Consider the following 13,043-nt stretch of genomic DNA (forward strand, 5'->3'; position numbering starts at 1 on the left):
TTTTCTAAAATATCAGGAATAAGAAATCTTCATATCGGGATATTTTTTTGTTTCGCAATGTGTCTACTCAGTTGCACCAAAGAGATTGGTGGCGACATGACGTATCCCGAGAAGGCTAATGAACCTCAAATTACCCAATATACCCCCATTTCTGGAGGCTCATCTACCGAAATATCCCTATATGGGAGTAATTTTGGAACGGATCTCGCAAAAATCAAAGTGACGATAAATGAGAAGGAAGCGAGTGTATTAAGTTCCAATGGACGGGTCATTACCGCACGTATTCCACAGAATGCGGGATCTGGTAAAGTCAAACTAGCTATTAACGGCGTAGCGTATACCTATAAGCAAAATTTTGAGTACGGATATCAGACCGTCGTGTACACCTATTTAGGATCGACTAAGGATAATGTTGACGGGGATTATGTGCAGGCTAAATTATCCGGGCCACGCTATTTGAAATGGAGTAAGGATAATATGCTCTATTTTGTCGAAGAGGGGGCGAGTAGCCGAGATAATTTTGCGGCACTCCGTGTTGCTGCAAATAATCAAGTAAGTACCTTACTTAATGCTTCTGAGAACCCTTTGTTCGAGCGGCTCCGGGCTTTTGACTTTTCAATAGACCAAAATACATTGTACCTTAGCAATGATAACAACGCAAATGGATCCATGGGCTTTGGCAAGATGATAAAATCTTCTGGTAAATATAGCAATTTAACGGCCCTAGCTGCAACGGCAGGATTGACGGCTGTAACAACGAACCCCGTGACAGATGAAGTGTTTGTTGGTATATACTCAGGCGGAAAGATCTGTCGTTTAAAATCCGATGGTACGCTGGAGCAGCTATTTGCAGTCAATTCAAAAAATGTCAATATTATGGATATTATTTTCTCTCCAGATGGGCAAACTATGTTTATATCAGGAGCCTACAATGCACACAGTGTTTATCGTGTACCCTATGACCTTGCGGCCAAAAGATTCGGTGCTGTACAAGTACTTGCTGGACCAAATGCCAATACGACGGGGAATGCAATAGGAAATGGAGAGTCTGCGCGATTCAATACACCTGCACAAATGGATCTGGATCAGGATGGAAACTTATATGTTGCCGATCGTAAAAACCATTGTGTTCGTAAAATCACGACCAATGGTACGGTAACTACTTATGCAGGAATTGCCGGCACCAGTGGTCTCCAGAATGGGAATGCCTTAACAGCAAAATTTTACGAACCCGAAGGTCTACAGTTCGGTCCTGACGGAGCGCTGTATGTAGCTGATACCTGGAATCACGTTATTCGAAAGATCGTTATAGAGTAACTACCATATAATTTAACTAATTCTTACTTACATTAAAGAATAGGATCATGATGATAACTTTGTCTAAAGCAAGACATTTAAACTTGCGCCCCCTGCTGTTTGTTTTAATAACCGCTCTGCTGTTGTCAGTTAACGCCAATTTTGTTTCCGCCCAAAAATTGAATCGTAAAGTTGAGATCAAAACAATGACCTACAACATCTATAGTGCTCGAAAAATGGGCATTGAAGCGATTGCTTCGGTGATCAAAAAAGTTGATCCCGATGTTGTTTCTTTGCAAGAAGTGGAACGCAATACAGCTATTAATCCAATGGATTTTCCGAAGGAAATCGCTGCGTTGACAGGGATGCAATACTATTATTTTGCACATGCATTAACGTTGAAGAAAGGTGATTATGGTAATGTTATCCTTTCCAAATATCCGCTACTGGAGACAAAGTCTATCCATTTGGGGGTTGCTAATGATGGGGATGACATCCGATCCTTTGGCTATGCATTGTTGGAAAAGGAAGGCAAACAATTTTATTTTGCGACGACCCACCTGGGCTACAAAAAGGATGATGCCACCCGTCTAAAACAGATCGATGAGATCTTGGCGGAAATCAAAAATTTAAAGAAGCCGATCATTTTGGGTGCTGATCTGAATTCACGGCCCAACTCGCAGACTATGCCGGCTTTGCAAAAATGGTTTTCCCTGCCCTGTCAAACCTCGAATTGTGAATGGACTGTACCTACACCAAAACCGACATATACTTGTGATTGGTTGATATATGCTCCGCAGCAGGCTTTTGAAGTAAAGGACTATGCGGTTCAATTTTGGGCAGACAAAGAATCCGACCATTTTCCAGTTGTAGGAACATTTAATATTAAATAGTCTGAATAATTCAATACTAATTATTGGAACATATAAACCAAAAATAATGGGAAAATTAATTTATAGACTACAGCTGACACTTTTGTGGGGTTTTATCTTTGCCTCTTGTTCCAAAGATCTGACAAATGCTTCGACCACTGGCGAACAGCTGTCCGTGCCAACTGAATTACAAAGTTCAGCAACAATAGCTGGAAGCGGCGGTTATGTCATGATGACTTTTAATATCCGGCAGGATGCGCCCGATACGGGAAACCGTGCCTGGTCGGTCAGGCGATCATTAGTAAAAGAACGCATATTGGAGCATGATTGTGATATCGTTGGAGTTCAGGAAGCTTTAGGGAACCAAATGGACAATATGGCTTCAGATCTGCAGGGCTACAGCAAAGTTGGTACAGGGCGTGAAGGAAATACCTCTTCTGAACACTCGGCCATATTTTACAAGAACACCAAGTTTAACGCGTTGGAGAGCGGTACATTTTGGCTCGCACCTGGAACTCCTACAACTCCTACAGGGCCTGCCTGGGACGCCGCATACAAGCGCATCTGTACCTGGATAAAACTTCAGGATAAACAGACTGCAATGATATTTTATGTATTTAATACACATTTTGATCATAAAGGCGTTGAAGCCAAGGTTAACAGTGCGAATCTCTTGTTGACTTATATGCAAAACAAAATCGGAGCGCTTCCTGCGGTTTTAATGGGTGATTTAAACGCAAATCAAAATTCAGCGGCATATAACGTGCTTAATAGTTCTTTATTGTTAGAAGAAAGCTGGGCTGTTGCGAGTTCCAAGTTGCCAGCATTACGTGTAACGGGTAATGGATGGAATATTAGTCCAACAGGAGATAGCCAGATCGACCATATCTTTGTCACCGATCAGTGGAAAGTATCTTCCCGATTAGTTGATTGGTACCATAAAGATCCGGGAGAAATATTGCCATCTGATCATTTTCCTGTTGTCGCACGAATGAATGTGGAAGGCGTAAGTATCTTTAAGGATGCACATTATGGTGGAAAGGGAGTTTTCTTGCCGAAAGGAAGCTATAATCTGGCAGATCTGAATGCCAGAGGTATCGAAAACGATTGGGCATCCTCCGCGAGCGTTCCAAACGGAGTTACCTTGACGCTGTACGAACACCAAAATTTCTCGGGGATCAACTGGGTGCTGACGACGGATACGCCACTCTTTTCTCAATTGACACCGACAGCCAATGATAAGGCCTCGTCCATGAAAGTGGAATAAATGATGACACTCTTTTTTCGGTAATCTTCTGCCGATCAGTTGTTGCGACCGATTGGCAGAAGATTATTGCTTTTTCTTTCAGATGACTTTCTTGCTTTTATCACAGAGGGTAACACGACATGACTAGCATTATCTTTTGTTGGTTTTTCTATCTGCTTTAGCAATAATTTTATAATGTTGTTACTTAGTTCCTCCAAGGGCTGACGTATGGCAGTGATCGTTGGGGAGATCAGGTTAAACGCTTCATGATCGTCAAAGGACACTATGCCGAAATCCATTTTCCTTTTAGCCGTTAGCTTATTTATTGCAGCCAACCCTGCAAGACAAAGATAATTGGTTGCAAAGATGATAGCGTCCAATTCCAGATTTTTTTCAAGAAAATCTTTAATAAGCTGCTGTTTGACTGTTTTTTTTGATTCAAAGGGTATAAAGGCTACTTTAGGGTCAATAGCTAATTTTTCCATCGTCTCTTGGTAACCTAATAATCGTTCATGCATTTGGCTTTGTGTAGATTCGAGTGTAACGAATCCAATCTGACGAAACCCCTTATCATATAGATGCATACAAGCTTCAATCATTGCTTCCTTGTTGTTGGTTCCGACAAAATCCACACCTTCGACCGGATCCCGGTCAAATAGAACAATTGGGATATGTTCATCCACCATTTCTTTAACGACATCTTCTATTCCTTTGGTTGGTGCAATGATATAGCCATCCAGTTGGCTCCGTCTGAAAAAATTGATAATCTCAATGGCTGTATTGGTATCACCGAGGGTACTGCTGTACATTATCCTATACCCTTTCGTTTTGGCTAGATTTTCGATCATGAGCGCTATTGGTCCAAAAAATGAGTCAGAAATATCTTCAACAATAAGTCCGATACTGCTACTTCGGCCTGTGGCTAGGCTTTGCGCTAAGTGATGCGGGTAAAAACGAACCTCTCTGACATAATCCAGTACTTTAGCCTGTAATTCTTTGCTAATCCGTCTTTCGTCAGCTTTTCCGTTAATGATCAACGATACGGTTGACTTTGCTATTTTTAAGTGTTTCGCAATGTCATTTATTGAAATCTTTTTATTTTCCATACATTCTAAAACTTAAAAATATAGATTTTTATTCACTTGTATCCATTATCGTTCAAAGCCTTTAGAATCTACCGGCATTGTTGTTGAAAAAGAGGTCGTTTACTGCAGCAAAGAAAAAAAGTGTCCAGAAGAAATCGGCAAGATCGTAAAGAGATTCAATGTACTTCATAATCTTTTCTTGGGGCATCATGGGGTTGAAGCCTTCTCTGTCAAGATGCATCAGGTCAACTTCGTGATTAGCTTTTTGTTTTTCGGATTTTCCCTTATTGATTTATCTGTTGTAAAATATTATGATTAAATTAGCGTAGATGAAAACTACAGCTAATCTTCTGGTGTCTATTTTGGAGCAGTCCCATAGTGCGATCGCAATTTATGATAGCATAGACCTAAATATTGCTTTTGTTAGCCAAGGTATGCTGGATATATTATGTGTGGATCGGTCCATCCTAGGGCGTAGTTTTTGTGCATGCTTTCCTCATTTTAAAGAAGAAGGTTTTTCATCTATTTTGAAAAACGTTTGGAAAACAGGAATTGTCTATCAGGCTGAGCGTACACCCGCAAATATTGTTCATGAAGAGACGAAAACACTGCGGTATTTTAATTTTGAATATAGGCCATTGCTTGACGAGGAGGGGAAAACCTATGCCATTTTGCATACGGCAAGTGATGTGACTGAGCAACATCTTGCTTACAAAAATGTGGAGGAAAAGCAAGAGCAGCTTATGTTTAGCCGCGAATTGGACGTGCTCGCCAGCACATTGGCACATGATCTAAAAAATCCATTGTCTGTTTTGAAAATTGGGAATAGTTTTCTGAGGAAAAATGTGGGTGTTTCGGTTAAGGTAAGTGAAAGGTGGTTTGAAGCCTTTGCGGCATCTATTCAAAATATAGAAAGTATTATAAATCAGACATTGCAGCTTGGCAAGATACGCAGTGCCGAGAAAGAAGTCGCGTGTGTGGCAATGGATAAAAAAATAAGGAATTGTATTGATGAAATTAAACTGGTATATCCCGACAAACAAATGGAAATCAAATTAGGAGATCTATTTCCTTTGTATACGGATGGCGGAATCGTTTATCAGGTTTTTATAAATCTAATTGGTAATGCCGTTAAATATGCAAAAAAATCAGGCGAGGCTTTTTTGCATATTTACAGTGAAAAAGCTGATAAAGGAGTCGTATATTATCTCGAAGATAATGGCATCGGGATTCCGGAAGACGAGTTGCAGAAGGTTTTTCTTACAAATGAACGGACGAGTAATACTGCCAAGATTGCTGGATCGGGAATCGGGCTGGCATTGGTTAAACATCTCATGGAACGTATCGGTGGGACGATTCATTTATCGAGCGAACTTAACAAAGGGACCGTCGTTCGCTTATTTTTTCCAGTTTCATCGCGAACGTTAGCCTAATGGGATCGGGATTATTTAATTTTAAGCGTTATCGTACTTGTACAATTGCTCATAGAGTTGGATAAGCTTTTTCTGAAGCTGAATGATTTCGTCCTCGCGTTGGGATATCTTTTCCGAAATAACTTTTAACTCCTCAACATGCTCTTTAATTTCTTCATTTTCAGAATAATATAAAAGCTGTGCGGTTGTCAAATTAAATACCTTTGCGATTTGGTTTAATCGAGAGATATTTAAATCTGTAAAACCGGTTTCAATTTTAGAAAATGCAGGAATTGATATTTCTAATCGCGTTGCAACATCGCCTTGATTCCAGCCTTTTTGATGTCTCAGTAATCTAATTGCTTTTCCTAGTTTGTCCATTGAAAAATTAATCTAACGTTAAGATACAAAAAAAACAACCGAAAACTTAATAATTAGGGCTATATTGAAATATATTGGTAGATACGTTGACCCCAATACTAACTTCGGCTGGAAGTTTTATTTCGGGCATGAGGAAAATAAAATTCTTGTGATTGAATTTTCTTGGGCGTAATAATCGTGTTTTGCTTAGCTGCAAGCAAGATGAAATAACAGCGTAAACAAATTTAAATTTAAAAAATCAGCTACTCAAAATCCGTTGTTGAGTAGCTGATTTTCTAATTTATCGCTTCACAAATGCGATACCGCTGATGCTTGCAGATCCGCCTGCCGTTAATGGCTTGGATACGGTGTTCCAGACCACTGGATTAAATTGGTTTCCTGTATTGGTCTTTTGGACCATCACGCTGGTGGAACCGCCGTTCAATACAAATGCATCGTAACTGCCTAAGGCTCCCATCAAAACGGCAACATCATTTAAACTGATGCCTACTGAAAAATTGGTGTCGCCTCCGTCGACAACTAAGGCATACATCGTTTTTTTATCTGCGGATAGGCCAATGGCTGTTATCGCTTGAACAATTGCTGCTGTAGTCAAAACGTTATAACCCCGGTAACGGACCCAATTGGTGCCGGATACCAGTCCGCTAAATTGATTCAGATCATAAGGCTCAAAAGCAAACTTAGTGGTATCGGCACAATTGCCTATGTAAGGCGTGCCATCCTTTTGTATCGCAAAGAAAGGTCTGGTCTTCTCTTTGGTCTTTATATTGCTCGTGGATACATTGATCTGCCGCCCGTTTTTAATGTAGGAATAAGTGGACGATAACGCCGCATTTATTGCTGCGAGGATCTCGCCGCCTGCGCGTGGTTCGCTATACTTTGCCATATCACCTATCGGCTGGCTCACATATAGGTAATCATCAAATGCACTCATGATTGAAGGAAAAACCGCTTTTGATGAAAGATCTACAGTGAGCAGTTGAAGGCTCACGCGTTGATCGAGCTTGTTCTGGTAGCGAATATGGGTTCGTACAAGTCCATTGGTTAGGGTAACGGATGAATCGACCAAAAATGTTTTGATGAGGTCGGTCTGCGCCATGAGCTGCTTGGTGATGGGCTCTATTTCCTTGTCTTCTGGAATAATATCGGTGGGCGGAGTTACTATCTCTTTATCGTCAAAGCTGGGATAATCATCCCTTTGCTTGCAGGAATATAGCATGCTGATGCACGTGATGTACAAAAGGACATTTCTTAATATGGTTTTTCTTTTCATATCTATCGAACTAAGAAAAATGAAACATAAGGCTTCATGATGGTGCTGGTAAATCCATCATAGCCCAAAGCATAAATGACATATGACCTGCGGTCCAGGATGGCTCCGGCATTGCTGTAGGACGCGATTACAGTGCCATTTGTTACCGGAGATCCCGCCTTGCGGATCTTCCAGGTACGGGTGGCAATGCGGTTGAGCTGGAAATATGGACTTGTTTCCAGGTATTTAATGTCCTTGGCGACAAGTGAGTCTTGCACGGCGATGGCATCTGCGCTCCCAGTGGCCGCAGCACCATAGTACAGGTCTATTGATGGTACATTGGGCATCAGATTGGTAAAGTGATACCTTGCTTGTGTACTGTCGGGCCGTGTGAGGTCTTCTTCATTGAGGATCATTTTTGTGTTCTGCGCCGTATCGGTAATATGAATGGTATAGCGCTTGCCTGCGCTCAGGTTAACAGATGATTCGGCCAAGATAATGGAGTCGCGTCCATCGTCGGTTTTATGTGGAAGGGCAACTTGTACCTTTACGTTGCCGGCTTTCCATTTTAAAAAATCAGGCCGTGAATCTCCGCGGGTATTATATCCGCCGCCGGGAAAGGGCTCACGTCCCCGGATGCGTGAAGTAACGCGCTGATCGTCAAATTTGACATACATATAGCGGTCATCGGGATATATCGATGCCATATTGATTTTCACGATGACGTCATCGGCGCCAAGGAAATCTACTTTTCCAAAGTCCTGAATGGATTTCTCGCATGAATTTAGGCCAAAGACACCTAAAGCTAGAAATGCTAAGTTTTTGAATATCTTCATAATGTTTCCTTTAATACGTTAATAAGTTGTTGTAACAAACCAGGTTGGCTTAATCACGTACTCCGGCTCTAATCCGCCCCATCGCTCTAACTCTGTGGCATTCCATACGTACTCCGAATTATAACGAGGCCGGACGCGGTAACAATAATCATTGTAAGTCAGCTGGCTGCCGGCCAATGGAATAAACTGCTTGAATATTTCCGTGTTATAATGATATTTTCTTAAATCACACCATTGTTCAAGACCTCCCCAGCCCCATTGCACAATATACTTTTGTCCCATAATGTCGGCTAGGGTTAGATCAGCAGCAGATAGCGGTATTTCTCCTCCCTTGATGTAATTATCTATTTCAACAGCAGTAATGGATTTTTCATTGGTTGTATTGATGTACTTATTGACGAAGTTCATGTGGGCATAGATGCCTTTGATATAGGCCTCATAGGCCTTTGCTGCGTCGCCTTTGATAAAGAGGGCCTCAGCTTTGACCAGTTGCAGCTGCGCATAGGTCATCAATGGAAAATCTGCGGCGTCTCTAAAGATGAATTTGCCTACACCGCTACTGACGTCGCCTAGGATATTTGGAACGGTGGTATTGGATACATTGGGCTCACCACCGACGAAAATACTGTCAACAGGATTATTGATCATCAACATACGCGATAGACGAGGGTCTGTCGATATTTTTGGATTTTCAATAGGTTCGCCCCGCAATCCCCCGGTTAGGTAGCGCACAATAGGCTTACCGGCTCTGTTGTAATAGGATGTGGTATAAAGGCCGAATTTTGAGCTCACCACATTGGCTGTTTCGGATTTGTCGCCGTCAAATTTAACGCCTGCATCATCGGATGGTGAATCAAAGGAGCGGTCCACAAAATAGGCAATCGAGTCGGCATACTTTTCCTTAAAATCGGGTTTATTAACCAAGTGAATGTACTGAAGTGCTTTTAGGCCATAGACAAATTTGCGCCAGCGGTCCATATTGCCCCGAAAGAGATTATCGCCCTTTTTTGAATTGAGGTTGGCGCTGTAATCGACGGGGCTTTTTTGATCCAGATAATATAATGCAGAATCACACCATACGCGTACTTTAGCATACACTTCTGGTTGGTCATTGTATCTGAAAGATAACTGTTGCGTACGCAAGGCCTCATCGAGAATAATGGGGCCGTGATAGTCGGTCAGCATCTGATAGCCCCAGGCTTTTACGGCATAGCCGATTGCGGCATATTCATATTTCTGATTGGCTATGGCGTCATTGATCATCAACTGCAGGTTTAGTCCGTGATCAAAATAGACCATACGCCACATTACACCGCCAACATCACTTTGCTGTGGAAATCCATGCCGCTCCCAGATGCGGGAAGACTCATCGGTGCTGGCGCCAAGGATGGTCTGATTGAACTTGTTCATTTGACGTTGGTCATTGGCATAACCATTGGCCATTTGATAGATAATCGGTGCTAAAAGCAATTCGGCTTTGACGAGCTGTGGGTTGGACGGGTTTTCATTGATGTCCAGGTATTTTTTACAACTGCTCAATCCGGTCAGGACTAAGAAAATAAGTATATAAAGCGTTGTTCTCATGGTGTATTCCTCCTAAAATCTCATGTTTAAGCCAAAATTGAAACCTCTGGGTTTAGCCATATTCCCGTAATCGATTCCGTATCCGCCGATACCGCCTAGTCCTGCTGTGTTGCTATTACTTTCCGGATCCAGCCCTGTGTAATTGGTGAACAGGAAGAGATCGGTGGCTGTAAAAAATACGCTGAGTGCGGCTTGTGACGTGATGCGTTGTGTCAGATGTTTGGGTAGGGCATAGCGAAGAGTTACATCCCGAAGCCTAAATGCATAAATGTTTTTCTCGATAAACATCTGCGGTTCGATATTGGTCATATAGTAGGCGGATGCGGAATATGGTGTTACTGCAATGTGGTTTACTGTTGGATTGGCCGTGTTTTCAAGCCCGTCTTCCAATACGCCCTGAATTACCCGCGGGTCTTCCCGATTTAATGTTTTCACAGACTGCCCATAGGTATAGAGTCTATAATCTAGCCCGTTGAGCACATCACCACCTTTGCGGAGATCCCATAAAAACGTTAGGTAAAAGTTTTTGTAATTGAACTTGTTGACAATTCCAAGTGTATAGTCGGGAATGCGGTCGCCTATCGGATAATACTTATCGGTGCCGGCAATGGGTAAGCCTGTTTGTGGATTGATCAAAATGTCTCCACGCTCGTTTCTTTTAAACTGCGTACCTGTTAGGGTACCGATACTATAGCCGGGCATCACGGAAGACCGTACGCCGCTCAGTACCCAGGTGTCTGAATCATAGAGTTCGGGCAATTCTTCAGCAAGCGATAGTACTTTTCCTTTGTATTGGGTAAAATTGAAGGTCATATCCCAGCTGAAATCGTTTTTTTTGATCGGGTTGACGTTGACTTGCAATTCGGTGCCATACGTCTTGACTTCACCGCCGTTCATCATCCTTAATACGAAGCCTGAGCCATAACTCAGTCGTGGCAGAATGATCTGCCCGGTGCTTAAACGGTTAAAATAGCTGAAATCAAATGTAAGCCGACGCTTAAAAAAGCCAAATTCGAGTCCTGTTTCAAAATCGCGGGTTTTTTCGGCTTTCAGGTCGGGGTTACCGCCGTTTACGCCGTAAGCAAATCCGCCTCCTGTTGAGAGCTTTGGCTCTAGATTGGATAGGGTATAGTAGCTTTTGAAGGGTGCTTTTCCGGTCGTGCCGACAGAGATGCGGTATTTTCCGTCGCTGAGCCATTGTACTTTATTTTTGAAGAAAGACAGGTCTGAAAAATTAAAGGCCAAGGATGCCGATGGGTAGCCAAAATAGGGATTGTTGGGCATCATGCGGGAGGCTGCATCCAATCGACCTGTTAAATTGAGGTACAGGAGGTTGTCAAGATAACCAAATCCGGCCTGTGCCAAAAATCCGACTGTACGAAAGTTATTGGCAACAGATCGCGCCAGGCGCGTGCTCGGAAAGGTATTGTTGATGCTGTAAAAGTTGGGATCGTAAAAGTCCTCGCCATATTGGGAGTTAGTAAGGGTATTGTAGTCTTTAAATTCTGTTCCCAAGTTTGCCCTAAAACTAATGTCGCGCCCGATTTTTGTATTTGCCGTTGCCATAAATGATCCCGAGAGCACGCGTGCATTGACTTGATACTCATTCATGGAGCCATTGCGTACATTGGTCGAAGACCCTGATCCGGAGTAGGATTGAGGATGGTAAACGCTTTGCCCTTGTGTGTTGGCAAAGTCGATGCCGATGATCCCGTTGAGGCTTAGCCAGTTCGTAGCGCGATAGGTAATGTTGGAAGTGGCAAGGAGGCGGTTTACATCATCATTGGCGGTGTTGCGGTATACATCCCAAAAGGGATTATCCAGCTCATTGTAAATATCGGTGCTGTGGAGTACACGATTCCCTTTTTCATCGATCCAGTCCCTTACATCAAACAGCGGGTTGAAGCGCATCAGGGTAATCAGGTAGCCTGTATTGCCTTTACGGACTTTATCGTTTTGTGAATTGATATAGTTGAAAGAGGTGTTAAATTCGAGTTTGTCGTTAAATTTTGCTGTTCCATTGAGGCGGGTCGAAAAGCGCTTATAGCTGGTATTGGGGACGATACCAGTATTGTTGCTGTATTCATTGGACCAGCGGTAGGTCACTTTTTCAGAACCACCTTCAAAGGAGAGGTTATGCTTTTGGTTATACCCGGTGCGGCGCTTGCTAATCTATTTCACTTAAATAGCATAGAGAATGTTGTGTCACGAAATCAATTAAGCATTTTTCTTCTTCACAATTGTATTACTCTTGTCTTTCAATTCCTTGGCTTGGCGTCGCATTTTCTTTAAGGAAATGCTGGACTTGGTTGAGTTTGCTTGAACTGCCAATAGGTCCATCTCTAAGAATGATATTTTGTAGTTCATCTTTAAGGTCCTTCATTTATATCTAGTTCAAAGACACTTATCTATATGCAGACTAGGGTGTGTTGCTATATGCCCTTTTCTAACCCAATTATTGGACGCTAGGCATCACCTTAGCAGCAGTCGAAGAGTTTGCAGTATTATTCGTCTCGCTCTTTTCGTTGTTTAGAGATAGTATAGAATTCGTAAATAGTTATTTGTATAATTGTTCAGATACATCTATCAGTTTCATATTTTGAGATTTCGCAATCGAAAAAACTTCATGAGCATAAAAATCATCTGCAGTTTGATTTAGTACTTTCGTGAATCTTGTATTTTCTAATTTTTACTAATTAAATTAGTTTTTTTATATTGTTATTTCGTATCTTTGTACTGTTAACCAGTTGATAAATAATTATGAGTCCAAAATCAAGGCGTGTAGACGACCCTTTGTGGAAATCTATCTTAGAACAAACGTTCTCGCATTTTTTACGATTTATCTTTCCGGATGCGGATGCCGTTTTTGATCTGAGCAAACCCTTTGATTATCTCGATAAAGAGTTTGAGAGTTTATTTCCTCCGGAAAGCAACGGCAGGGGAGTCCGTTATGTAGACAAGCTTGTGAAGGTATTTTTAAAGGATGGCCGCGAACAGTTCGTACTCTGCCATGTAGAGATTCAGAGCAATAAAGGCAGGGGAGATTTGGCCGAGCGCATGTTTCGCTATTTTTATAGAA

Annotated in this window: 12 protein-coding genes and 1 pseudogene; 5 read left to right on the forward strand and 8 right to left on the reverse strand. The window is 42.0% G+C overall.

The features are described from left to right. Window positions 1–57: 57 nt before the first annotated feature. From B4Z47_RS15250 to B4Z47_RS15260, 3 genes are read left to right on the forward strand one after another with little or no spacing between them, the layout of a single operon-like run. Window positions 58–1,317, forward strand: a complete 1,260-nt coding sequence (locus B4Z47_RS15250; RefSeq protein WP_286727503.1) for an IPT/TIG domain-containing protein — start codon at window positions 58–60, stop codon at window positions 1,315–1,317. Window positions 1,318–1,364: 47 nt separating this feature from the next. Continuing rightward, a complete protein-coding gene (locus B4Z47_RS15255; protein WP_286727504.1) occupies window positions 1,365–2,189 on the forward strand; it encodes an endonuclease/exonuclease/phosphatase family protein in 825 nt (274 codons plus the stop codon). A gap of 46 nt (window positions 2,190–2,235) precedes the next feature. Continuing rightward, complete coding sequence (locus B4Z47_RS15260; protein ID WP_286727506.1) at window positions 2,236–3,435, forward strand: endonuclease/exonuclease/phosphatase family protein; 1,200 nt, start codon at window positions 2,236–2,238, stop codon at window positions 3,433–3,435. A gap of 35 nt (window positions 3,436–3,470) precedes the next feature. On the opposite strand, the gene B4Z47_RS15265 is transcribed toward B4Z47_RS15260, so the two are convergent. Continuing rightward, the gene (locus B4Z47_RS15265; RefSeq protein ID WP_159332658.1) at window positions 3,471–4,520 is read right to left on the reverse strand and encodes a LacI family DNA-binding transcriptional regulator; all 1,050 of its coding nucleotides are present in this window, start codon (window positions 4,518–4,520) and stop codon (window positions 3,471–3,473) included. 61 nt (window positions 4,521–4,581) lie between these two features. Next, window positions 4,582–4,740 (reverse strand): hypothetical protein, encoded by a 159-nt coding sequence (locus B4Z47_RS15270; RefSeq protein ID WP_286727507.1) that lies wholly within the window; start codon window positions 4,738–4,740, stop codon window positions 4,582–4,584. Window positions 4,741–4,828: 88 nt separating this feature from the next. Between B4Z47_RS15270 and B4Z47_RS15275 the strand changes: the two genes are divergently transcribed. After that, a complete protein-coding gene (locus B4Z47_RS15275) occupies window positions 4,829–5,932 on the forward strand; it encodes a PAS domain-containing sensor histidine kinase (protein ID WP_286727508.1) in 1,104 nt (367 codons plus the stop codon). A 21-nt stretch (window positions 5,933–5,953) separates the two neighbouring features. On the opposite strand, the gene B4Z47_RS15280 is transcribed toward B4Z47_RS15275, so the two are convergent. From B4Z47_RS15280 to B4Z47_RS15305, 6 genes are all read right to left on the reverse strand, one after another. Next, on the reverse strand, window positions 5,954–6,292 hold the full coding sequence (locus B4Z47_RS15280) for a helix-turn-helix domain-containing protein (protein WP_286727509.1): 339 nt from the start codon (window positions 6,290–6,292) through the stop codon (window positions 5,954–5,956). A gap of 280 nt (window positions 6,293–6,572) precedes the next feature. After that, entirely contained in the window at window positions 6,573–7,565 is a 993-nt protein-coding gene (locus B4Z47_RS15285; RefSeq protein ID WP_286727510.1) for a phosphodiester glycosidase family protein, read from the reverse strand. Between the two features lie 2 nt (window positions 7,566–7,567). Further along, window positions 7,568–8,380 (reverse strand): DUF4397 domain-containing protein, encoded by an 813-nt coding sequence (locus B4Z47_RS15290; protein WP_145328123.1) that lies wholly within the window; start codon window positions 8,378–8,380, stop codon window positions 7,568–7,570. An 18-nt stretch (window positions 8,381–8,398) separates the two neighbouring features. Then, entirely contained in the window at window positions 8,399–9,964 is a 1,566-nt protein-coding gene (locus tag B4Z47_RS15295; RefSeq protein ID WP_145328124.1) for a SusD/RagB family nutrient-binding outer membrane lipoprotein, read from the reverse strand. A 12-nt stretch (window positions 9,965–9,976) separates the two neighbouring features. Further along, entirely contained in the window at window positions 9,977–12,070 is a 2,094-nt protein-coding gene (locus B4Z47_RS15300; protein WP_286727511.1) for a TonB-dependent receptor domain-containing protein, read from the reverse strand. Window positions 12,071–12,181: 111 nt separating this feature from the next. Beyond that, complete coding sequence (locus B4Z47_RS15305; RefSeq protein WP_172462433.1) at window positions 12,182–12,331, reverse strand: hypothetical protein; 150 nt, start codon at window positions 12,329–12,331, stop codon at window positions 12,182–12,184. 393 nt (window positions 12,332–12,724) lie between these two features. Here B4Z47_RS15305 and B4Z47_RS15310 point away from each other — a divergent pair. Continuing rightward, window positions 12,725–13,043 (forward strand): annotated as a pseudogene (locus tag B4Z47_RS15310) (hypothetical protein); the annotation flags it as partial.

The sequence above is a fragment of the Sphingobacterium sp. UBA2610 genome (genome assembly GCF_002339225.1).
Taxonomy (GTDB): Bacteria; Bacteroidota; Bacteroidia; order Sphingobacteriales; family Sphingobacteriaceae; genus Sphingobacterium; species Sphingobacterium multivorum.

Bases quoted from the DNA above. Each gene is read 5' to 3' on its own strand.
- B4Z47_RS15250 (WP_286727503.1), top strand. From the start codon at position 58: ATGTGTCTACTCAGTTGCACCAAAGAGATTGGTGGCGACATGACGTAT.
- B4Z47_RS15255 (WP_286727504.1), top strand. From the start codon at position 1,365: ATGATGATAACTTTGTCTAAAGCAAGACATTTAAACTTGCGCCCCCTG.
- B4Z47_RS15260 (WP_286727506.1), top strand. From the start codon at position 2,236: ATGGGAAAATTAATTTATAGACTACAGCTGACACTTTTGTGGGGTTTT.
- B4Z47_RS15265 (WP_159332658.1), bottom strand. From the start codon at position 4,520: ATGGAAAATAAAAAGATTTCAATAAATGACATTGCGAAACACTTAAAA.
- B4Z47_RS15270 (WP_286727507.1), bottom strand. From the start codon at position 4,740: ATGCATCTTGACAGAGAAGGCTTCAACCCCATGATGCCCCAAGAAAAG.
- B4Z47_RS15275 (WP_286727508.1), top strand. From the start codon at position 4,829: ATGAAAACTACAGCTAATCTTCTGGTGTCTATTTTGGAGCAGTCCCAT.
- B4Z47_RS15280 (WP_286727509.1), bottom strand. From the start codon at position 6,292: ATGGACAAACTAGGAAAAGCAATTAGATTACTGAGACATCAAAAAGGC.
- B4Z47_RS15285 (WP_286727510.1), bottom strand. From the start codon at position 7,565: ATGAAAAGAAAAACCATATTAAGAAATGTCCTTTTGTACATCACGTGC.
- B4Z47_RS15290 (WP_145328123.1), bottom strand. From the start codon at position 8,380: ATGAAGATATTCAAAAACTTAGCATTTCTAGCTTTAGGTGTCTTTGGC.
- B4Z47_RS15295 (WP_145328124.1), bottom strand. From the start codon at position 9,964: ATGAGAACAACGCTTTATATACTTATTTTCTTAGTCCTGACCGGATTG.
- B4Z47_RS15305 (WP_172462433.1), bottom strand. From the start codon at position 12,331: ATGAACTACAAAATATCATTCTTAGAGATGGACCTATTGGCAGTTCAA.